The organism is Kitasatospora sp. NPDC086801, from assembly GCF_044745805.1.
Lineage (GTDB): Bacteria > Actinomycetota > Actinomycetes > Streptomycetales > Streptomycetaceae > Kitasatospora.
The window spans coordinates 1-21849 of sequence record NZ_JBIVAX010000003.1 but is presented as its reverse complement, the minus strand read 5'-3'; the positions used below and the strand labels follow the sequence as shown (position 1 = coordinate 21849).

Annotated in this window: 17 protein-coding genes and 1 rRNA gene; 13 read left to right on the top strand and 5 right to left on the bottom strand. The window is 71.1% G+C overall.

Annotated elements, in window-relative coordinates:
* Positions 1-7: 7 nt before the first annotated feature.
* The 4 genes from ACIPLC_RS05290 to ACIPLC_RS05275 form a co-directional block, all read right to left on the bottom strand.
* A complete protein-coding gene (locus ACIPLC_RS05290; RefSeq protein WP_400471285.1) occupies positions 8-1165 on the bottom strand; it encodes a hypothetical protein in 1158 nt (385 codons plus the stop codon).
* 27 nt (positions 1166-1192) lie between these two features.
* Positions 1193-1948, bottom strand: a complete 756-nt coding sequence (locus ACIPLC_RS05285) for an ABC transporter ATP-binding protein (protein WP_400471283.1) — start codon at positions 1946-1948, stop codon at positions 1193-1195.
* A 210-nt stretch (positions 1949-2158) separates the two neighbouring features.
* Entirely contained in the window at positions 2159-3553 is a 1395-nt protein-coding gene (locus ACIPLC_RS05280) for an aspartate aminotransferase family protein (protein ID WP_400471281.1), read from the bottom strand.
* Positions 3550-4023: an Lrp/AsnC family transcriptional regulator gene (locus ACIPLC_RS05275; RefSeq protein ID WP_030306695.1), complete on the bottom strand. Its 474-nt coding sequence runs from the start codon at positions 4021-4023 to the stop codon at positions 3550-3552. Before ACIPLC_RS05275 ends, ACIPLC_RS05280 begins: the two co-directional genes overlap by 4 nt.
* A 302-nt stretch (positions 4024-4325) precedes the next feature.
* Here ACIPLC_RS05275 and ACIPLC_RS05270 point away from each other — a divergent pair, with 302 nt between their 5' ends.
* From ACIPLC_RS05270 to ACIPLC_RS05260, 3 genes are all read left to right on the top strand, one after another.
* Entirely contained in the window at positions 4326-5771 is a 1446-nt protein-coding gene (locus ACIPLC_RS05270; RefSeq protein ID WP_400471278.1) for a gamma-aminobutyraldehyde dehydrogenase, read from the top strand.
* 182 nt (positions 5772-5953) lie between these two features.
* Positions 5954-7312 (top strand): aspartate aminotransferase family protein, encoded by a 1359-nt coding sequence (locus ACIPLC_RS05265; RefSeq protein WP_400471276.1) that lies wholly within the window; start codon positions 5954-5956, stop codon positions 7310-7312.
* 68 nt (positions 7313-7380) lie between these two features.
* Positions 7381-8580, top strand: coding sequence for a spermidine/putrescine ABC transporter substrate-binding protein (locus ACIPLC_RS05260; RefSeq protein ID WP_400471274.1), 1200 nt, complete (start codon positions 7381-7383; stop codon positions 8578-8580).
* 3 nt (positions 8581-8583) lie between these two features.
* Here the strand turns inward: ACIPLC_RS05260 and ACIPLC_RS05255 are convergent, their stop codons facing one another.
* Complete coding sequence (locus ACIPLC_RS05255) at positions 8584-10236, bottom strand: PucR family transcriptional regulator (protein ID WP_400471272.1); 1653 nt, start codon at positions 10234-10236, stop codon at positions 8584-8586.
* 357 nt (positions 10237-10593) lie between these two features.
* On the opposite strand from ACIPLC_RS05255, the gene ACIPLC_RS05250 reads away from it, so the two are divergent.
* The 10 genes from ACIPLC_RS05250 to ACIPLC_RS05205 all read left to right on the top strand — a co-directional run.
* On the top strand, positions 10594-12105 hold the full coding sequence (locus tag ACIPLC_RS05250; protein ID WP_400471270.1) for a gamma-aminobutyraldehyde dehydrogenase: 1512 nt from the start codon (positions 10594-10596) through the stop codon (positions 12103-12105).
* 68 nt (positions 12106-12173) lie between these two features.
* Positions 12174-13424, top strand: coding sequence for a spermidine/putrescine ABC transporter substrate-binding protein (locus tag ACIPLC_RS05245; RefSeq protein ID WP_400471268.1), 1251 nt, complete (start codon positions 12174-12176; stop codon positions 13422-13424).
* Positions 13425-13471: 47 nt separating this feature from the next.
* Entirely contained in the window at positions 13472-14614 is a 1143-nt protein-coding gene (locus tag ACIPLC_RS05240; protein WP_400471266.1) for an ABC transporter ATP-binding protein, read from the top strand.
* Positions 14611-15555 (top strand): ABC transporter permease, encoded by a 945-nt coding sequence (locus ACIPLC_RS05235; RefSeq protein WP_400471264.1) that lies wholly within the window; start codon positions 14611-14613, stop codon positions 15553-15555. Before ACIPLC_RS05240 ends, ACIPLC_RS05235 begins: the two co-directional genes overlap by 4 nt.
* Positions 15555-16358 (top strand): ABC transporter permease, encoded by an 804-nt coding sequence (locus tag ACIPLC_RS05230; RefSeq protein ID WP_371517000.1) that lies wholly within the window; start codon positions 15555-15557, stop codon positions 16356-16358. Before ACIPLC_RS05235 ends, ACIPLC_RS05230 begins: the two co-directional genes overlap by 1 nt.
* Before the next feature lie 63 nt (positions 16359-16421).
* Complete coding sequence (locus ACIPLC_RS05225) at positions 16422-17816, top strand: NAD(P)/FAD-dependent oxidoreductase (protein WP_400471262.1); 1395 nt, start codon at positions 16422-16424, stop codon at positions 17814-17816.
* Between the two features lie 125 nt (positions 17817-17941).
* Positions 17942-18373: a hypothetical protein gene (locus tag ACIPLC_RS05220; RefSeq protein ID WP_400471260.1), complete on the top strand. Its 432-nt coding sequence runs from the start codon at positions 17942-17944 to the stop codon at positions 18371-18373.
* A gap of 102 nt (positions 18374-18475) precedes the next feature.
* Entirely contained in the window at positions 18476-19264 is a 789-nt protein-coding gene (locus tag ACIPLC_RS05215; RefSeq protein ID WP_400471258.1) for a hypothetical protein, read from the top strand.
* 324 nt (positions 19265-19588) lie between these two features.
* On the top strand, positions 19589-21112 hold the full coding sequence (locus ACIPLC_RS05210) for a CoA-acylating methylmalonate-semialdehyde dehydrogenase (protein ID WP_400471256.1): 1524 nt from the start codon (positions 19589-19591) through the stop codon (positions 21110-21112).
* Between the two features lie 649 nt (positions 21113-21761).
* A 16S ribosomal RNA gene (locus ACIPLC_RS05205) occupies positions 21762-21849 on the top strand; the annotation flags it as partial.

Genomic DNA, 21849 nt, shown 5'->3' with positions numbered 1-21849 from the left:
CCGGGGGTCAGCGCAGACCGGCGGCCGCCAGCGCGGCGGTCGCCCCGCCGGTCACCAGCAGCGTGGTGCCCACCGCCAGGGTCCGCAGCGCGACCGCGCCGAACAGCAGCCGGGGCGAGGTGCCGAGGCGCAGCAGCGCGTCGGTGACGTCCCGGCGGTCGGTGTGGACCTCGGCCAGCCGGGCGGCCACGGCGGCGGCCGCGCAGCCGAGCACCAGGCAGGCCTCGACGGCGGGCAGCGCGTCGGCGCTGTCGGGCGTGCCGATCCAGTAGCGGATGGTGGTGAGCACCAGCGCGAGGGCGAGGGTGAGCACCGCCAGCGGCGGGCCGAGGCGGCGGGCCTGGGCGGTGAGTCCGCGGCCGGCCAGCAGCCGCAGCGGGGTGGGCCGGCCGAGCGCGAGCAGCCGTCCGGCCCAGGACAGCAGCGGGCCGGTGAGCAGGGCGAGCCCGACGGCACTGGCGGCCCAGCCGCCGAATGCGGCGGTGCTGGTGCTGCCGAGCCCGGCGGGCAGGTGGATCGGCCGGCCGTCGGCGGCGGCGCCGGGCCGCAGGGCGATGAGTCCGAGGGCGAGGCCGATCACGACGAGCCCGACCGGCAGGGCGATCCGCAGGGCGCCGAAGTCAGTGCCGCCGTGGGCGCGGGTGCGGCCGCCGGGCAGGGTCTCGGTGGGCGGGACGGCGCAGGCGGCGGCGATCCCGGCGGTGAGCGGGACCAGGGCGAGCAGGGTGACCGGCGCGACGGCCGGCAGCGGTACGCCCATGCCGAGGTCGGGGGCGAGCGCGGGCCCGGCGATGTCGTTGCGCAGGACCAGGAAGACCAGCAGGGTGAGCACGCTGCCGAGGGTGCAGGCGAGCGCGACCTCACCGGCGATCAGGGCGCGGATCCGGCCGGAGCCGGCTCCGGCGGCGCGCAGGCCGGTGATCCGTTCGGGCCGCTGGGCGGGGACGGCGCGGGCGGCGACGGCCGCGAACCAGGCGACGGCGGCGAGCGGCGGCAGGCACCAGAGCAGTCGCACCAGCGCGTCGTCGCCGCCGAGCGGGTCGCTCATCGCCCGGCCGAGGGAGCGCAGCAGGAAGGCGGCGACCACGGCGGCGGCCAGTGCGGTGAGCAGCCAGCGGCCGAGGTCGGGCACCCGGTAGCCCCGGGCCAGACGGAGATAGAACACGTCGACTCTTTCAGCGGCTCGGCGTCGTCAGCGGCGGGTGGCCGAGACGGCGGACCCGCCGGCCGTCCAAGGGGCGGCGGGGCCGCGCGGGACGGGGGCGGCGGGGGCGGTGAGCCGTCCGTCGACGAGGGCGACGGCGCGGTCCGCGAACCGGACGAGCTCGGGGTCGTGAGTGGCCAGGACGAGGGTGAGCTGGTGCGAGCGGGCCGCGCTGGTCAGTATCCGCAGGACCTGGTCGGCGGCCTCGCGGTGGAGCGGGGCGGTGGGGTCGTCGGCGAAGACGACGGGCGGCAGCGGGGCGAGGGCGCGGGCGACGGCGATCCGCTGGCGCTGGCTCTGGACCAGCCGGTCGGGGCGCTGCCGGGTGACCTCGCCGACGTCGAGGCGTTCCAGCCATTCGTCGGCGGCGGTGTAGGCGGCCTTGTTGCCGGCGCCGGCGAGCAGCAGCGGCAGGGCGACGTTCTCCCGGGCGGTCAGTTCGGGCACCAGGTGGGGTTCGGAGCCGACGAAGCCGAAGCGGTCGCGGCGCAGCCGCTCGCGTCCGGCCCGGCCGAGGGTGTGGACGGGCGCGCTGTTGAACCAGACCTCGCCCTCGTCGACGGTGTGGTGGGCGGAGAGGCATCCGAGGAGGGTGCTCTTGCCGGAGCCGCGCGGGCCGGTGACGGCGAGCACTTCGCCCTCGCGGACGCCGATCGAGATGCCGCGCAGGGCGGGGGTGCCGTGATGGGACTTGACGATCCCCCGGGCCCACAGCACGTCGTTGTCAGGCGGTGCCGCTGACATGAGGTTCCATCCTGGGTGGCCGCAGGGATATGACAGTCGTCAGATTAGAACGACTGGGACCGGGTGCGGTTGCGGCGCTCTGGTCCATCGCGGGCAAATCACCCGCAATCAGGCATGTTTGATCGGTCAACAGGGTCGGAAAACGCCGCAGGGCGGTCCCGGGGAGTGGGACCGCCCTGCGGCGGAGGGTGGGAAAGGAGGATCAGGAGGTCAGATCTTCGCCCACGCGTCGGTGAGGCTGGTCCGCAGGATCTGCTCGATCTCGTCGAAGGTCGACTGGTTGGAGATCAGCGGCGGGGCCAGCTGGATGACCGGGTCGCCACGGTCGTCGGCGCGGCAGTACAGGCCGTTGTCGAACAGGGCCTTGGAGAGGAAGCCGTAGAGGACGCGCTCGACCTCTTCGTCGTTGAACGACTCCTTGGTGACCTTGTCCTTCACCAGCTCGATGCCGTAGAAGTACCCGTTGCCGCGGACGTCGCCGACGATCGGCAGGTCGCGCAGCTTGTCCAGGGTGCCCAGGAACGCGGCCTCGTTGTCGAGGACGTGCTGGTTCAGGCCCTCGCGCTCGAAGATGTCGAGGTTGGCCAGCGCCACCGCGGAGGAGACCGGGTGGCCGCCGAAGGTGTAGCCGTGCAGGAAGGTGTTGTCGCCCTTGTAGAACGGCTCGGCGAGGCGGTCCGAGATGATCGTGGCACCGATCGGGGAGTAGCCCGAGGTCATGCCCTTGGCGCAGGTGATCATGTCGGGCTGGTAGCCGAACTTGTCGGCGCCGAACATGGTGCCCAGGCGGCCGAAGGCGCAGATGACCTCGTCCGAGACCAGCAGCACGTCGTGGCGGTCGCAGATCTCGCGCAGGCGCTGGAAGTACCCGGGCGGCGGCGGGAAGCAGCCACCGGCGTTCTGCACCGGCTCGACGAAGACGGCGGCGACGGTCTCGGCGCCCTCGTTGAGGATGGCCACCTCGATCTCGTCGGCGCACCAGCGGCCGTAGGCCTCGGGGTCGACCGTGCCGTCCGGGCCTTCGAGGAAGGCCGGGGCGCGGTAGATGTTGGTGTTCGGGGCCTTGTGGGTGCCGGGCACCAGCGGCTCGAACGGGGCCTTCAGGCCCGGCAGGCCGGTGATCGACAGGGCGCCCTGCGGGGTGCCGTGGTAGGCGACGGCGCGCGAGATGACCTTGTACTTGGTCGGCTTGCCGGTCAGCTTGAAGTACTGCTTGGCGAGCTTCCAGGCGGTCTCGACGGCCTCGCCGCCACCGGTGGAGAAGAAGACCTTGTTCAGGTCGCCCGGGGCGTAGTTGGCCAGGCGCTCGGCCAGCTCGATGGCCTTCGGGTGGGCGTAGCTCCACACCGGGAAGAAGGCGAGCTCCTTGGCCTGCTTGGCGGCGGCCTCGGCCAGCTCCTCGCGGCCGTGGCCGGCCTGGACGACGAACAGGCCGGCGAGGCCGTCGAGGTACTTGCGCCCCTTGTCGTCCCAGACGTAGGTGCCTTCGCCCTTGACGATCGTCGGCACGGGGGAGTTCTCGTACGACGACATGCGGGTGAAGTGCATCCACAGGTGGTCGTAGGCGGTCTTGGAAAGGTCCTTCTGCGCCGGGTCGGCTGTCATCGGGTGCCCCAGGTGTAGGTCTGTTTCCGGAGCTTCAGGTAGACGAAGCTCTCGGTGCTCCGCACGCCGGGAAGCGCGCGGATGCGCTTGTTGATCATTTCGAGCAGGTGCTCGTCGTCCTCGCAGACCAGTTCGGCCAGGAGGTCGAACGAGCCTGCGGTGCAGACCACGTAGTCGACCTCGTCGAGGGCGGCCAGCGCGTCGGCGACGGGCTCGATGTCGCCCTCGACCCGGATGCCGACCATCGCCTGGCGGGTGAAGCCGACGGTGAGCGGGTCCGTGACGGCGACGATCTGCATCACGCCCTGGTCGAGCAGTTTCTGGACGCGCTGACGCACGGCCGCCTCGGACAGGCCGACGGCCTTGCCGATGGCGGCGTACGGGCGGCGTCCGTCCTCCTGGAGCTGCTCGATGATCGCCTTGGAGGCGGCGTCGAGGGGAACACTCGCGTTCCGGTCGCGGTTGGCCACGCCGCCACTGTGCCTGATCGTTCCCCTGTTCGCAAGCGAGGAATCTGCTGATTTCGTCGTGATCTTGGAATCGGCGTACGGATTTCATCGCCTACTCGCACTGCGTCTGTCGATACCGGCAGTCGTGCGGCTACCCTGGCACGGTACGCGCGCCGCCCCGCAGCGCAGTGCGCGTTCCCCCAAACCAGTGGACCGTGCCGTCCGGCGCCCGGCTACCCGAACACCCTTCGTGCGCCGGATCCGCCGACGTACCATGGCGCCGGAAACTGCAACGCCGCAGGCCCAGACCGAGGAGAGACCCCGTGAGCGACCTTCGCACGCTGCGCAACTACATCAACGGTGAGTTCGTCGATGCGGCGGACGGCCGCACGCTCGACATCGTCGACCCCACCACCGGCGAGGTCTACGCGACCTCCCCGCTGTCCGGTGCCTCCGATGTGGACGCCGCCATGGCCTCGGCCGCCGCCGCCTTCCCGCTCTGGCGCGACGCCACCCCGAGCACCCGCCAGAAGCTGCTGCTCAAGATCGCCGACGCGGTCGAGGCCCGGGCCGACGAGCTCGTCGACGCGGAGGTCCGCAACACCGGCAAGCCGCGCGGGCTGACCCTCTCGGAGGAGATCGGTCCGATGGTGGACCAGATCCGCTTCTTCGCCGGTGCCGCCCGCCTGCTGGAGGGCAAGGCCGCCGGGGAGTACATGGAGGGGATGACCTCGATCGTCCGCCGCGAGCCGGTCGGCGTCTGTGCCCAGGTCGCGCCGTGGAACTACCCGATGATGATGGCCGTCTGGAAGTTCGCCCCGGCCATCGCCGCGGGCAACACCGTCGTCCTGAAGCCCTCGGACACCACCCCGGCCTCCACCGTCCTGCTCGCCGAGATCATCGGCGGCGTCCTCAAGGACCTGGAGCTGCCGGCCGGCGTCTTCAACGTGATCTGCGGCGACCGCGAGACCGGCCGGATGATGGTCGAGCACAAGACCCCGGCGATGGCCTCCATCACCGGTTCGGTCCGGGCCGGCATCCAGGTCGCCGAGTCCGCCTCCAAGGACGTCAAGCGCGTCCACCTGGAGCTGGGCGGCAAGGCCCCGGTCGTGGTCTTCGAGGACGCCGACATCGCCGAGGCCGTCGAGGGCATCTCGGTCGCGGGCTACTTCAACGCCGGCCAGGACTGCACCGCCGCCACCCGCGTACTGGTGCACGAGTCGATCCACGACGCCTTCGTCGAGGCGCTGGCCAAGGCCGCGGCCGAGACCAAGACCGGCGGCGTGGACGACGAGGACGTGCTGTACGGCCCGCTGAACAACGCCAACCAGCTGAAGCAGGTGGCCGGCTTCATCGAGCGGCTGCCCGCCCACGCCAAGGTCGAGACCGGTGGCCACCAGGTCGGCGAGAAGGGCTACTTCTACGCCCCGACCGTCGTCTCCGGCCTGCGGCAGGACGACGAGATCATCCAGAACGAGGTCTTCGGCCCGGTCATCACCGTGCAGAAGTTCACCGACGAGGACCAGGCCGTCGACTACGCCAACGGCGTCGACTTCGCGCTGGCCTCCTCGGTGTGGACCAAGGACCACGGCCGCGCCATGCGGATGTCGCGCCGGCTGGACTTCGGCTGCGTGTGGATCAACACCCACATCCCGCTGGTCGCCGAGATGCCGCACGGCGGCTTCAAGAAGTCCGGCTACGGCAAGGACCTCTCCGCGTACGGCTTCGAGGACTACACCCGGGTGAAGCACGTCATGACCGCGTTCTAGCGGGTCGTGACGGTCGAGCGCCGTACGACCGTGATCTGATCGCACGTCCATCGTGTGAACTGACAATGGGCCCGGGTCTTTTCGACCCGGGCCCGGTGTCTTTGCATCCTGTCGGCCGTTCGCGTGACCGGCTGACAAGATGAAACTGCACTTCGGGGCCGTGACTCCCTAGCCTTACCGGCATGAGCATCCCCACCGCTGACTCAGCCGCCGGCCAGGCCGTCAAGGCCGCCGACCGCGCGCACGTCTTCCACTCGTGGTCCGCCCAGGCGCTGATCGACCCCCTCGCGGTGGCCGGCGCAGAGGGCTCGTACTTCTGGGACTACGACGGCAACCGCTACCTCGACTTCTCCTCGCAGCTGGTCAACACCAACATCGGTCACCAGCACCCGAAGGTGGTCGCCGCGATCCAGGAGCAGGCGGCGAAGCTCTGCACCATCGCCCCCGGTTTCGCCGTCGAGGCGCGCAGCGAGGCCGCCCGGCTGATCGCCGAGCGCACCCCCGGCGACCTCGACAAGATCTTCTTCACCAACGGCGGCGCCGAGGCGAACGAGAACGCCATCCGGATGGCCCGGCTGCACACCGGCCGGCAGAAGATCATGTCCACCTACCGCTCGTACCACGGCGCCACCGCCAACGCGATCGCCCTCACCGGCGACCCGCGCCGCTGGGCCAACGAGACCGGCGTCTCCGGCGTGGTGCACTTCTGGGGCCCGTACGCCTACCGCTCCAACTTCCACGCCGAGAACGAGGCGCAGGAGTGCGAGCGCGCGCTGGAGCACCTGGAGCAGGTGATCGCCTTCGAAGGCCCCGGGACGATCGCGGCGATCATCCTGGAGACCGTGGTCGGCACCGCCGGCATCCTGATCCCGCCGGCGGGTTACCTGGCCGGGGTGCGGGAGATCTGCGACCGCTTCGGCATCGTGTTCATCCTCGACGAGGTGATGGCCGGCTTCGGCCGCACCGGCGAGTGGTTCGCCGCCGACCACTGGGGTGTCACCCCGGACCTGCTGACCTTCGCCAAGGGCGTCAACTCTGGCTACGTCCCGCTGGGCGGCGTGGCGATCAGCGCCGAGATCGCCGCCACCTTCGCCGAGCGGGCGTTCCCCGGCGGGCTCACCTACTCCGGTCACCCGCTGGCCTGCGCCTCGGCCGTCGCCACCCTCAACACCATGGCGGAGGAGGGCATCGTCGAGAACGCCAAGCACATCGGCGAGACCGTGATCGGCCCCGGCCTGCGCGAACTGGCCGAGCGGCACCCCTCGATCGGCGAGGTCCGCGGCCTCGGCGTGTTCTGGGCGCTCGACCTGGTGAAGGACCGCGGGACCCGCGAGCCGCTCGTCCCGTACAACGCGGCCGGCGCCGCCAACGCGCCGATGGCCGAGCTGGCCGCCGCCTGCAAGCAGCGCGGGCTCTGGCCGTTCGTCAACATGAACCGCTTCCACGTCGTCCCGCCGTGCACCGTCACGGAGGAGGAGGCCAAGAGCGGCCTCGCGGTGCTCGACGAGGTGCTGTCGCTCACCGACGCGCACACCGTCTGACGTACCGATCGGACGGCCCCGGGTGTCGCGTACGCCCGGGGCCGCCCATGTTCCGGAGGCCTTCCCCCATGCCCAGCAGCACCACCCTGACCAGCCCCCACAACTCCCGTACGATACGCCGACGTTCGGTGCTCGGCGGGGCCGCGCTGCTCGGCGCCGGCACGCTGACCGGCTGCGGCATCCCGTCCGCGTACGTCGCCCAGGACCGCCGCTCGGTCCAGGACCGCTCGGACCGCGAGAAGCGGCTCGCCTTCTCCAACTGGACCCAGTACATCGACACCGACGACGAGGGGCACCGGCCGACCCTGGACGCCTTCACCGAGCGGACCGGCATCGCGGTCACCTACACCGAGGACATCAACGACAACGACGAGTTCTTCGGCAAGATCAGCCCGGTGCTCACCCAGGGCGCCGACCCCGGCCGGGACCTCATGGTGGTCAGCGACTGGATGGCCGGCCGGTACGTCTCGCTCGGCTGGGTGCAGGCCATGGACCGGGCCAACCTGCCCAACGTCACCGCCAACCTGGATCCGCAGCTCGCCGACCCGGCCTTCGACCCCGGGCGCCGGCGCAGCGTGCCCTGGCAGTCCGGGATCACCGGCATCGCGTACAACCGCAAGGCGCTCGGCCGGGAGCTGAAGTCGACCGCGGACCTCTGGGCGCCCGACCTCAAGGGCCGGGTCACCCTGTTCGCCGGGCTGGACGAGGCGCTCGGGCTGCTGATGCTCGCCCAGGGCGCGGACGTCTCCCGGTTCAGCGAGGACGACGCGCACCGGGCGATGGACATCGTGCAGAAGATGGTCGACACCGGCCACATCCGCCGCTTCACCGGCAACGACTACACCAGCGACCTCGCCTCCGGCGCCGCCGTCGCCTGCCAGGCCTACTCCGGTGACGCCGTCCAACTGACCGCCCAGAACCCGGACATCGAGTTCGTGGTGCCGGAGGAGGGCGGCGAGCTGTGGGCGGAGAGCCTGATGATCCCCAACCGGGCCCGGCACAAGCGCAACGCCGAACTGCTGATCGACCACTACTACCAGCCCGAGGTGGCCGCCGAACTCGCCGCCTTCGTCCAGTACATCTGCCCGGTGCCGGCCGCCCGCGAGGTGCTGGCGGCCAGCGGCGACAAGGACAAGGCCGAACTGGCGGAGAACCCGCTGCTCTTCCCGACCGACGAGATGCGCGCCCGGCTGCACACCATGCGCGACGTCACCTCGGCGGAGCGGCCCGAACTGCACAAGGTCTGGGGGCGCATCACCGGCGTGTAGCGGTCAGCGGCGGACGGCGTCCAGGGCGAGCAGTGCCACGTGCAGGGAGAGGCAGGACTCCACCTGGTCGAGGTCGACGCCGAGGATCCGCTCGACCTTGTGCAGGCGGTCGTAGAAGGACGGCCGGGACAGGTGCGCGGCGTCGGCCGCCGCCGACTTGTTCCGGCCCTGCTCCAGGTAGATCCGCAGCATCTGCACCAACTGGCCGTTGTGCTCGGCGTCGTGGGCCAGCAGCGGGCCCAGCTCCCGTTCCACGTAGGTCTGCAGCCGGGCGTCGTCGCGCAGCAGGTGGAGCAGGCCGCGCAGCCGGACGTCCGGCAGCCGGTAGTACGAGGCGGCCCGGCCGCCGGGCGCGTCGTGCAGGGCCGCGTCGGCGACCTGGGTGGCCTCCAGCAGGGTGCGCCGGGCGTCCCGGACGGAGCCGACCGAGGAGCCGACCGCGACCACCGGGGCCGGTGCGGCGGCGTTGTCCCGGCCGGCCTCGGCCGACATCCGGCGCAGCGTGGCCGAGAAGGCGTCCAGCGCGGCGTGCTCGTCCTGCTGGGTGCCGAGCGTGATCAGCACGCCGACGCCCTCGTCGTCCAGCGCGCCGACCAGGGCGGAGAGCCGGCAGGCCCGGACGGCTCCCGCGGCGAGCTCGGTGAAGTCGCGCAGCCGGGCCTGCGCCTCCAGGGCGGCCGGGCTCGGGCTGCGCCGCTGCCGCAGCACCACCCCGACCAGCCGGCGGCCCTCCAGCGGGACGCCGAGCGCCTGGGCGCGCAGGGCCACCTCGGAGACGGTCAGCGCGTGGGTGAGGACGCCGGACAGCAGGGTGCGGTGGGTCTGCCGCTCCAGGCTCTCCCGGTCGCGCACCACCAGCCGGTTGAGCGCCAGTGCGGAGGCGCCGCGCTCCAACAGCATGGTGTGCGGGTGGGCCTCGCCCTCGGGCAGCGGGCCGGGCTCCTGCACCAGTACCAGCCGGCCCCAGTCCTGGCCGCGGGCGCCGACCGTGGTCACCAGCCAGCCGCTGCGCGGGTCGTGGCCGGTGCGGCCGGGCGGGCGGACCCCGCGGGAGCGGCGCTCCCAGTCCTCCAGCAGCTCGACCTCCGGGCGTCCGGCGGTGTCGTGGGCGAGCACCTGGTGTGCCAGGTTCTCCAGGACGACCGGCGCGCCCGCCATCCGGGCCACCTGGCGGATCACCTCGGGCGGCTCGGCGCCCTCCACCACCAGCTCGTTGAACACCTGGTGGACGGCCTCGGAGTTGCGCAGCTGCTCCAGCTGGGCGTTGACCACCAGCGCGTGCACGGCCTCGGTGACGGCGACGAAGCGCAGCTCGCGGCGGAGCGTGATCAGCGGCAGGCCGCGCTGTTCGGCGGCGTGCACTAGGGCGCGGGGCAGCGAGTCGAAGTAGCGCCGGCCGTACTCGACGACCAGGCCGGCGACCCCCACCTCGTCCAGCTCGCGGACGTAGCGGGCCAGGCCCTCGCGGTCGTCGGGCAGCGCGATGCCGGTGGTGAGCACCAGCTCGCCGCCCTGGAGCATCCCGGCGACGTCGGGCAGTTCGCTCACGTGGACCCAGCGGACCGGCCGCTCCAGGTGGTCGGCGCCGGCGACGACCTGGGGCAGGCCGCGCCGCATCACCTCCAGGTCGAGCACGCGGGCGACGGTGGGGAGCATCGCGGGCCTCCAGGGCCTTGAGGGACCAGAGTGTCAGGTAAATCATCCATCGCGGCGACGACCTGTCGCCCTCGGTGAACCCTTCCACCCTGTAAGGCCCTACCCGCCGAGGTTGTCGCAGTGACCCTTGTCACGCCGGGGCGGCAGCGGGCATGGTCAGCGGGTCGGCTGTGGCGAAAAACAGACCTCACGCCGGAATCCATCGCGTTGACCGGAATGCAACAGCGGAATCCCTTGTCCGGAGTCCGCCGGACTGCCAGGATCGCGCAACCCCGGTGATCAGCCGGTCGGATTCCCCCACTGCGGAACGGTGAGAATCGCCGTGGCAGTCGACCCACCGGCACTTGGAGGAACCAGATGGACCTGACCGACTTCGGCGCGGGCGCGCAGTACATCGCGGGCCGTCAGACCCGGGGGAGCGGCGAGCCCTTCCAGGTCGTCAACCCCGCGGACGGCAGCGTGGTCGAGCAGGTCGCCCTGGCCACCACCACGGAGGTCGACGCGGCCGTGGCCGCCGCCAAGGCCGCCCTGCCCGGCTGGTCCTCCGCCACCCCCGGCGCCCGCTCCGAGGCGCTGACCAGGCTGGCCGCCGTCCTGACCTCCGCGAGCGCCGACCTCGCCCGGGTGGAGACCGCGCAGACCGGCAAGCCGGTCAAGCTGGCCACCGAGTTCGACGTCCCCGGCACCATCGACAACGTCGCGTTCTTCGCCGGCGCCGCCCGCAACCTGGAGGGCAAGGCGGCCGGCGAGTACTCCGGCGACCACACCTCCTACGTGCGCCGCGAGGCGATCGGCGTGGTCGGCTCGATCTCGCCGTGGAACTACCCGCTGCAGATGGCCGCCTGGAAGGTCCTGCCGGCGATCGCGGCGGGCAACACCATCGTGCTCAAGCCGTCCGAGCTGACCCCGCTCACCTCGCTGATGTTCGCCCGGGCCTGCACCGAGGCGGGCATCCCGGACGGCGTGGTCAACGTGGTCACCGGTGCCGGACGCACCACCGGCGAGCACCTGGTCTCGCACCCGGACGTCGCGATGGTCTCCTTCACCGGCTCCACCCCGGTCGGCCGGAGGGTCGCCGAACTCGCCACCGCGAGCGTCAAGCGCACCCACCTGGAGCTCGGCGGCAAGGCCCCGTTCGTGGTCTTCGACGACGCCGACCTCGACGCCGCCGTGCACGGCGCGGTCGCCGCCTCGCTGATCAACGGCGGCCAGGACTGCACCGCCGCCACCCGCGCGTACGTCCAGCGCCCGCTGTACGACGCGTTCGTGGCCGGCGTGGCCGAGCTGTACGCCGCGATCCGGATCGGCGACCCGCTCAACCCGCACACCGACCTCGGCCCGCTGGTCTCGTACACCCACCGGGACCGGGTGGCCGGCTTCGTCGAACGCGCCCGCTCGTACGCCACCGTGGTCACCGGCGGCCGCGCGCCGGAGAAGGGCCACGACGGCACCGACCTCACCCGCGGCGCGTACCACTCGCCCACCCTGATCACCGGCGCCGCCCAGGACAGCGAGGTGGTCCAGGGCGAGATCTTCGGCCCGGTGCTGGTCGTGCTGCCCTTCGACACCGACGACGAGGGACTGCGGCTGGCCAACGACACCCCCTACGGCCTGGCCGCCTCCGCCTGGACCGGCAACGTGCACCGCTCGCTGCGCGCCACCCGGGAGATCGCGGCCGGGTGCGTCTGGGTCAACGACCACATCCCGATCATCAGCGAGATGCCGCACGGCGGCTACAAGGCGTCCGGCTACGGCAAGGACATGTCCCAGTACTCGCTGGACGAGTACACCCAGGTCAAGCACGTCATGTTCGACACCACCGCGGTCGCCCGCAAGGACTGGCACCGCACCGTCTTCGGAGACAGATAACCCCTGCCCAGGGGCGCCGCCCCCCAGGGCGCCCCGATTCGACCTCTTACCCCCAGGAGGCCCGTCCCATGGCGTTCAACGAGTTCACCGACGGTCTGCCCGAACCGGTCCGCAAGGCCTGGGAACGCAGCCTGACCAGCGGCCGGGCCGCGATCGGCCGCCGCACCCTGCTGCGGGCCGCCGCGCTGACCGCCGGTGCGGGCACCCTGGCCGCCTGCGGGATCCCGGCGGCCAGGACCGCCGGCGGCGACTCGACCGCCAACGCCGCCAAGGACCTCTCGGACACCGAGAAGGTGGTCAACTTCTCCAACTGGCCGCTGTACGTCGACACCGACGAGAAGGACAAGCAGAAGCACGGCACCCTGGACGCCTTCACCGCGGCCACCGGCGTCAAGGTCAGGTACAACGAGGACGTCAACGACAACGTCGAGTTCTTCGGCAAGGTCAAGCCGCAGCTCGCGGCCGGTCAGGACACCGGCCGCGACCTGATGGTCCTCACCGACTGGATGGCCGCCCGGCTGATCCGGCTCGGCTGGGCGCAGAAGCTCGACCCGGCGAACGTCACCACGGCGATCACCACCATCGACTCCCGCTTCCGCGCCCCCGACTGGGACCCGGGCCGGCTGTACTCCTACCCGTGGGCCGGCATCCAGGTCGTCATCGCCTACAACAAGAAGGCGACCAAGGGGAAGGAGGTCACCAGCGTCTCCCAACTGCTGGACGACCCCGACCTCAAGGGCCGGGTCACCTTCCTCTCCGAGATGCGCGACAGCATCGGGATCACCCTGCTGGACCTGGGCAAGGACCCGGCGAAGTTCACCGCCGACGACTACGACGCCGCCGTCGCCCGGCTGCAGAAGGGCGTCGACAGCAAGCAGATCCGCCGCTTCACCGGCAACGACTACGGCCAGGAGCTGTCCTCCGGCGACATCGCGGCCTGCGTCGCCTGGGGCGGTGACCTGATCCAACTGCGCGCCGACAACCCGGACATCGAGTTCGTCATCCCGGAGAAGGGCTACGTCTCCTCGACGGACAACATGCTGATCCCGGCCCGGGCGCAGCACAAGGCGAACGCGGAAAAGCTGATCGACTTCTACTATCAGCCGAAGATCGCGGCGCAGCTGGTCGCGGGCATCGGCTTCGTCTCCGCCGTCACCGGGATGAAGGACGAACTCGCCACCCTCGCCCCGGACAGCGCGGCCAACCCGCTGGTCGTACCCACCCCCGAGATGGCGGCCAAGGCGCACGTGTTCCGCACCCTCACCGAGACCGAGGAGAGCGACTTCGAGCAGAAGTTCTCCAAGCTCATCGGCGCCTGACCCCCACCCGCGGCCCACTCACGGCAGAGAACCCAGGAAGACACCCCATGACAGACCAGCAGCGCGACGCGGCCGCCGGCGGCGACGTCCGCCTCACCGGCATCGGCAAGACCTACGGCGCCTTCACCGCCGTCCACCCGCTCGACCTCACCGTCCCGCAGGGCTCCTTCTTCGCCCTGCTCGGCGCCTCCGGCTGCGGCAAGACCACCACCCTGCGCATGATCGCCGGCCTGGAGGAGCCCACCAGCGGCACCGTCCTGATCGGCGGCCAGGACGTCACCGACCTGCCCCCGTACAAGCGGCCGGTGAACACCGTCTTCCAGAGCTACGCGCTCTTCCCGCACCTCGACATCTTCGAGAACGTCGCCTTCGGCCTGCGCCGCCGCGGCCGCAAGGACGTCAAGAAGCAGGTCGAGGAGATGCTGGAGCTGGTCGAACTCGGCCAGTACGCCCGGCGCAAGCCGCACCAGCTCTCCGGCGGCCAGCAGCAGCGCGTCGCCGTCGCCCGCGCCCTGATCAACCACCCCCAGGTGCTGCTCCTCGACGAGCCGCTCGGCGCGCTCGACCTCAAGCTCCGCCGCCAGATGCAACTGGAGCTCAAGCGGATCCAGACCGAGGTCGGCATCACCTTCGTGCACGTCACCCACGACCAGGAGGAGGCCATGACCATGGCCGACACCATCGCGGTGATGAACGGCGGCCGGGTCGAGCAACTGGGCGCCCCCGCCGAGCTGTACGAGAACCCCGCCACCACCTTCGTGGCCAACTTCCTCGGCCAGTCCAACCTGCTGCCCGCCGAGGTCACCGGCACCGACGGCGGCGACCTGCTGCTCACCGCGGCCGGCGCCCGCCTCGCCGTGCCCAAGGCGCGCTGCGCCACCGAGGCCAAGCAGGTCCACCTGGGCGTGCGCCCGGAGAAGATCACCATCGCGCACGCCTCCGCCGAGGTCGCCGACGGCCGCAACCGACTGGCCGGCACCGTCCTCGACTCCAGCTTCATCGGCGTCTCCACCCAGTACGTGGTGCGCACCGACGGCGGCCAGGAGGTCGCCGTCTTCGAGCAGAACATGGAGCGCGACGCCCGGATCGTCCCCGGCGCGTCCGTCCTGCTGCACTGGAACCCGGCGCACTCCTTCGCCCTGGACGCCGCGCAGGCGATCGACGCGGGCACCGCGGAGGAGGCCGCATGACCACCACCACCCCGGCCGCACCGCCGCAGGCGATACCCCCCGACGGCGGCCCCCTGGCGTCGGAGGCACGGAAGCCGAAGCGCAAGCTCACCGCGTACTGGCTGCTGCTGCCCGGCATCGCCTGGCTCGTCGTCTTCTTCGCCGTCCCGATGGTCTACCAGGCGTCCACCTCGCTGCAGAGCGGCTCGCTCGAAGCGGGCTTCAAGGTCACCTGGCACCTCGCGACCTACTGGGACGCCCTGGTCGAGTACAAGTGGCACTTCGTCCGCTCGTTCTCCTACGCGGGCATCGCCACCGTGCTCTGCCTGGCCGTCGGCTACCCGCTCGCGTACACGATCGCCTTCAAGGCGAGCAAGCGCTGGCGCAACGTCATCCTGATCCTGGTCATCGCGCCGTTCTTCACCAGCTTCCTGATCCGCACGCTGGCCTGGAAGACCATCCTGTCCGACGGCGGGCCGGTGGTCGGCGCGCTCAACACCCTGCACGTCCTGGACGTCACCAACGCGCTCGGCCTCACCTCCGGCGACCGGGTGCTCGCCACGCCGCTCGCCGTGGTCTGCGGTCTCACCTACAACTTCCTGCCGTTCATGATCCTGCCGCTGTACACCTCGCTGGAGCGGATCGACCCCCGCCTGCACGAGGCGGCCGGCGACCTGTACGCCCGGCCGTTCACCACCTTCCGCAAGGTCACCTTCCCGATCTCGCTGCCCGGGGTCGTCGCCGGCACCCTGCTCACCTTCATCCCGGCCTCCGGCGACTACATCAACGCCCAACTGCTGGGCTCGCCGAGCGAGCAGATGGTCGGCAACGGCATCCAGAAGCAGTTCCTGAACGTGCTCGACTACCCCACGGCTGCCGCACTGAGCTTCATCCTGATGGCCCTGATCCTGGGCATGGTGACGGTCTACATGCGCAAGGCCGGGACGGAGGAACTGGTCTGATGTCCCGGATTACCAAGTGGATCCGCGCCCACCTGGTGGTGCTGGCCGGCCTGCTGGCCCTCGCCTACCTGGTGCTGCCCAACCTGGTCGTGCTCGCCTTCTCGTTCAACAAGCCGGTCGGCAAGTTCAACTACGAGTGGAACGAGTTCTCCACCGACGCCTGGACCAACCCCTGCGGCGTGGCCGACATGTGCCAGTCGCTCTCGCTCAGCCTGCAGATCGCGGTGCTCGCCACCATCGGCGCCACCGTGCTCGGCACCATGGTCGCCTTCGCGCTGGCCCGCTACCGCTTCCGCGGCCGCTCGGCCACCACCGCGATGATCTTCCTGCCGATGGCCATGCCCGAGGTGGTCATGGCCGCCTCGCTCGGGACGCTGTTCCTCAACATGCGCATCCCGTTCGGCTTCACCACCATCCTCATCGCGCACATCATGTTCTGCCTCAGCTTCGTGGTGACGGCCGTCAAGGCCCGCGTGATGAGCATGGACCCGAGGCTCGAACAGGCCGCCCAGGACCTCTACGCGACCCCCACCCAGACCTTCCTGCGGGTCACCCTGCCGCTCGCCGCCCCCGGCATCGCGGCGGGAGCGCTGCTCAGCTTCGCGCTCTCCTTCGACGACTTCATCATCACCCAGTTCAACTCGGGCCCGACCACGGTCACCTTCCCGATGTTCGTCTGGGGCGCGTCGCAGCGCGGCATCCCGGTGCAGGTGAACGTCATCGGCACCGCGATGTTCATCGCCGCCGTCGCGCTGACCGTCGCCGGCCAGTGGCTGGGCAACCGCCGGAAGGCCACCGCCTGACGTACGGTCGGGTGCGGTGGCTGAACAAACCATCGCCTAAGTACAGAAAGTGGCTGATAATGCATGGACTCCGCCCGCGCACTCAGTGACGCCAGGCCCACCCCCTTCTGGCTGGAGGACCCGGGTCGGCCGGCGGCCCTGCCCGCCCTGGTCGGCGACACCACCTGCGACCTGCTGGTCGTCGGCGGCGGCTACTCCGGCCTCTGGACCGCCCTCATTGCCAAGGAACGCGATCCCTCGCTGGACGTCGTGCTGGTCGAGGGCAACGAGGTCGGGTGGGCCGCGTCCGGGCGCAACGGCGGATTCTGCGCGGCCAGCCTCACCCACGGCTTCGGCAACGGCCTGCAGCGCTGGCCCGCCGAACTCGCCCAGCTGGAACGCCTCGGCGCCGCCAACCTGGACGGCATCGAGGCCACCCTCAAGCGCTACGGCATCGACGCCGAGTGGGAGCGCACCGGCGAGATCGACGTTGCCACCCAGCCGCACCAGGTCGAGGAACTCCACGAGATCGCCGAGGCCGTCGCCCGGTACGGCTTCGACCTCACCGTCCTGGACGCCGACGAACTGCGCGCCGAGGTGAACTCGCCGACCTTCCTCGGCGGCCTCTGGGACAAGGAGGGCGTGGCGATGGTCCACCCCGCCAAGCTCGCCTGGGGCCTCCGGGACGCCTGCCTGGGCCAGGGCGTACGGATCTTCGAGCACACCCGGGCCACCGACCTGCGGGAGTACGGCAGCGGCATGGCCGTCCGCACCCCGTACGGACGGGTCTTCGCCCGGCGCGTCGCACTCGGTACCAACGTGTTCCCGTCGCTGGTCAAGAGGGTCCGCCCGTACATCGTGCCGGTGTACGACTACGCACTGATGACCGAGCCGCTCAGCGACGAGCAGCTCGCCGCGATCGGCTGGCGCGGCCGGCAGGGGCTCGGCGACAGCGCCAACAAGTTCCACTACTTCCGGCTCTCCGCCGACAACCGGATCCTGTGGGGTGGCTACGACGCGGTCTACCACTACGGCGGCCACGTCCGACACGAGTACGACCAGCGGCCGGAGACCTTCCGCACGCTGGCGAACCACTTCTTCCGCTGCTTCCCGCAGCTGGAGGGCCTGCGGTTCACCCACGCCTGGGGCGGTGCCATCGACACCTGCAGCCGCTTCTCGGCGTTCTTCGACACCGCCTACCGGGGCAAGGTCGCGTACGCGGCCGGGTACACCGGGCTCGGCGTCGGCGCGACGCGCTTCGGCGCCGAGGTGATGCTCGACCTGCTGTCCGGCGAGCGCACCGAGCGCACCTCGCTGGACATGGTGCGCAGCAAGCCGCTGCCGTTCCCGCCCGAGCCGGTGCGCTGGGCCGGGATCGAGATCACCACCCGCTCGCTGGAGCACGCGGACCGCAACGGCGGCCACCGCAACCTCTGGCTGCGCACGCTCGACCGGCTGGGGCTCGGCTTCGACAGCTGACCCCGCTATCCGTGTAAGAGAGACCCGCCGTCCGCCTCTCCTTGGTGACGGCGGGTCTCAGTCTTCCCCGCCGCGTCCTGACCAGGACGACCCGACCGGAACAGCGGCAAGAAGCGGGGACAGACATGGAGAGCACCGGACTGCACTGGCTCGCCCAGGTGGCACCGGACCCGGAGGCCTTCCGGGAGCAATGGGAGCGCACCGGGCTGGGGCTGATGTTGCTACCGGCCGGCCGCCGCTGGGACGTCCTCTCCGTCCCCGGACGGCTCGGGCGCCCGGCCCTGGAAGTCCTGGACACCGGCTCCCGCGGCCCCGTCCTCACCGACTTCGGGGGCGAGCACGTCAGTTTCCTGGTCCCGGTCGGTACCGCCGCCCGCTGGATCGGCACGGGCGTGCGCAGCGCGGGGGAGGGCACCTGGATCGTCGTCCCGCACCCCGAGCGCAGCAGCCGCGGGGTGCGCTGGCTGGTCCCGCCCGACGGATCCGGACGGCTCAACGACCCGGTGCTGCTGGAGCTCGCCCTGCACGAGGCGGCGGCCGGGCTCAGCGGCTGGTGATCCCCGTCCCGGGCTCCGGGCCCGGGCGCCGGCCCCGGGCTCGGGCTCGGGGCTCGGGACGGCGGTGGCGCGCAGGGCGCGCAGTCGCGTCAGACTGGAAGCGTGACCACCGCCCCGGGCGCCGTCGACGCGCCCCTCCGACCGGGCCCGGCCCAGCTGCGCCTCGCCGCACTGGCCGCCCCCGTCTGCGACCGGTACGGGCTCGCCCTGGCCGGCGGGCATGCGCTGCGCGCCCACGGCGTCGCGGCCTGCCCGCAGGACGGACTCACCCTGGTGACCGGCGGCGCCGACCTGTCGGAGGTGGCCGCCGCGCTGGGCGAGGCCTACCGTGCGGCCGGCGGCGGGGTCGCCGAGCGCCCGGGCACACCGCGCCTGGAGCAGCTCACCGTCCGGCTCGCGCTCGGCGGGCGGTCGCACTCGGTGGAGCTGCGGAAGGAGCCGCTGGCCCACCGGCCGGTGCGCTTCGACCTCGCCGTGCCGCCGACCGGCGAGCCGGCGGTGGCGCTGTCGGTGGTCCTGTCGGTGGTCCTGCCGGTCGTCGCCCTGGAGGACGCCGCCGCGCTGACCACCGCGCTGCTGGTGGACCGCGGCATGCCGCGGGACCTGGTCGACGTGCACGCCCTCACCGGCTGCTACCGGGAGGGTGAACTCCTCGCACTGGCAGGCGAATTGGACGCCGACTTCCAGCCTGCGGCGCTCGCCGACCGGCTGGAGACGCTGGCCGAGGCGGCGGACGGCCGGTTCCGGGCCCGGGGTGTCGCGGCGGGCGCGGTGGACGGGCTGAAGCGGTGGGCGCTCGCCTGGGCCCAGGACCTGCGGCTGGACCTGTTGGAGACCCAGGAGGCGGCCGACGGGCTGCACGACCCGTACCTGGAGGACGAGGAGTCCTGAACGCGGGCGGCGGCCAGGCTCCGTGCGTTCGCCCTCGTAGGTCCGGCTTCACGCGGCCATCCTTGTGGGTCCGGCTTCACACGTTCGTCCTCGCGCGTTCGTCCTCATATTCGGCCTCCCTCACGCATTCGGCCGAGCAACCGGACGACCTGTAAGGCTGAATCCGGGATCCCCGTCAGCCTGTTCGTTGAGGCGGGGCGCGGCGGCCACCAGACTGGAGACGAGCGCGGTAGCCCCGTGAATCCCGTCGCCCGGCCCACTCGCGGGCGGCGCCAGACAGGACCGGCGGCAGGACGCCGCCCGGGACTTCGGAGGCAGACGGACTTGAGCAAGCACATCATTCACTGGATCGGCGGCGAGCCCGTCGCCACCGCCGGCGCGGCGCCCCGCCGCGGTGACATCTTCGACCCGGCCACCGGCCAGGTCGCCGGCCAGGTCGACTTCGCCGAGATCGCCGAGGTCGACCAGGCCGTGGCCGCCGCCGCCTCGGCCTTCGTTGAGTGGCGCACCGCCTCGGTCGCCAAGCGCACCACCGTGCTGTTCGCCTTCCGCGAGCTGCTGAACGCCCGCCGCGACGAGCTGGCCGCGATCATCGTGTCCGAGCACGGCAAGGTCCACTCCGACGCGCTCGGCGAGATCGCCCGCGGCCTGGAGGTCGTCGAGTACGCCTGCGGCATCCCGCAGCTCGTCAAGGGCGGCTTCACCGAGCAGGCGTCCACCGGCGTCGACGTCTACTCGATCCGCCAGCCGCTCGGCCCGGTCGCGATCATCTCGCCGTTCAACTTCCCCGCCATGGTGCCGATGTGGTTCTTCCCGCTCGCCATCGCGGCCGGCAACACCGTCATCCTGAAGCCCTCGGAGAAGGACCCGTCCGCCGCCAACTTCCTCGCCGGGCTGTGGAAGGAGGCCGGCCTGCCGGACGGCGTCTTCAACGTCGTGCACGGTGACAAGGCCGCCGTGGACCGCTTGCTGGAGCACCCGGACGTCAAGTCCGTCAGCTTCGTCGGCTCCACCCCGATCGCCCGCTACGTCTACGAGACCGGCACCCGCTACGGCAAGCGCGTGCAGGCCCTGGGCGGCGCCAAGAACCACATGCTGGTCCTGCCCGACGCCGACCTCGACCTCGCCGCCGACGCCGCGGTCAACGCGGGCTTCGGCGCGGCCGGCGAGCGCTGCATGGCCGTGTCCGTCCTGGTCGCGGTCGACCCGATCGGCGACGAGCTGGTCGACAAGATCAAGCAGCGGATCGCTTCGCTGAAGGTCGGCCCCGGCTGCAACGGCGACTCCGAGATGGGCCCGCTGGTCACCGGCCAGCACCGCGACAAGGTCACCTCCTACGTCGAGTCCGGTGTCGCCGACGGCGCCGAGCTCGCGGTGGACGGCCGCAAGCACCCGATCACCGCCGAGGACGAGAACGGCGCCCCGACCTCGGACGGCTTCTGGCTCGGCCCCACCCTGTTCGACCACGTGAAGCCGGGCATGTCCGTCTACAACGACGAGATCTTCGGCCCGATCCTCTCCGTCGTGCGCGTCGCCTCCTACGACGAGGGCCTGGCGCTGATCAACGCCAACCCGTACGGCAACGGCACCGCCCTCTTCACCAACGACGGCGGCGCGGCCCGACGCTTCCAGTTCGAGGTGGAGGTCGGCATGGTCGGCATCAACGTGCCGATCCCGGTCCCGGTCGCCTACTACTCCTTCGGCGGCTGGAAGGCCTCCCTGTTCGGCGACGCCCACGCGTACGGTCCGGACGGCGTGCAGTTCTTCACCCGCGGCAAGGCCGTGACCCAGCGCTGGCTGGACCCCTCGCACGGCGGCATCAACCTCGGTTTCCCCACCAACAGCTGATCCCTCCGCCCCGCGGTCGTGCCGGCCGGACCCCTCTCCCCGGGGTCCGGCCGGCCCTTGCGTCCTGTTTGCATCCGGTCGCGATCCCGCGTAGAGTTCTTCGAGCTGCCTGGCAGGGAGCACCGGACACGCATCTGCGCGGACGGTCCCGGGGTAGCCAATCCTTTTGAAATACCACTTCCTGGTCTGGGCTGGGTTGCGTTTTGTCGCGGCTTGGTTCTTATTCGGCGTGCTCGTTTTATTGGATTGCGGCGGATTCGCTTTTCGGAGCAGGGATCGGCTAGAGTTTGAAACGTCGGACGGGGCGTCAAGCCGCAGAAGACACCGGCGAGTTGGATGAAGGAAGCCCCGGAAACGGAGCGGAAAACATCTGATAAGCTGGGAACACGAAAGAACGAAGCGCCCGGAGGGCCCGCTGGAAGGCGGCCTGAAGGAAGTGTCCGTTCCTTGAGAACTCAACAGCGTGCCAAAAGTCAACGCCAGATATGTTGACATCCCCGGCCTCGATCGTCTGATCGGGGTTGGAGATTCCTTTTGAAGTAAAACACTAGCGAGGACGCAGTGCGCGGGATCACCTTATTCCGGTGGTTGCCGTGCCGCTCAACGCGGGTGTGGACCGGCCCTGCTTCATGTTGGGGCCGAGTAGACATTCACGGAGAGTTTGATCCTGGCTCAGGACGAACGCTGGCGGCGTGCTTAACACATGCAAGTCGAACGGTGAAGCCCTTCGGGGTGGA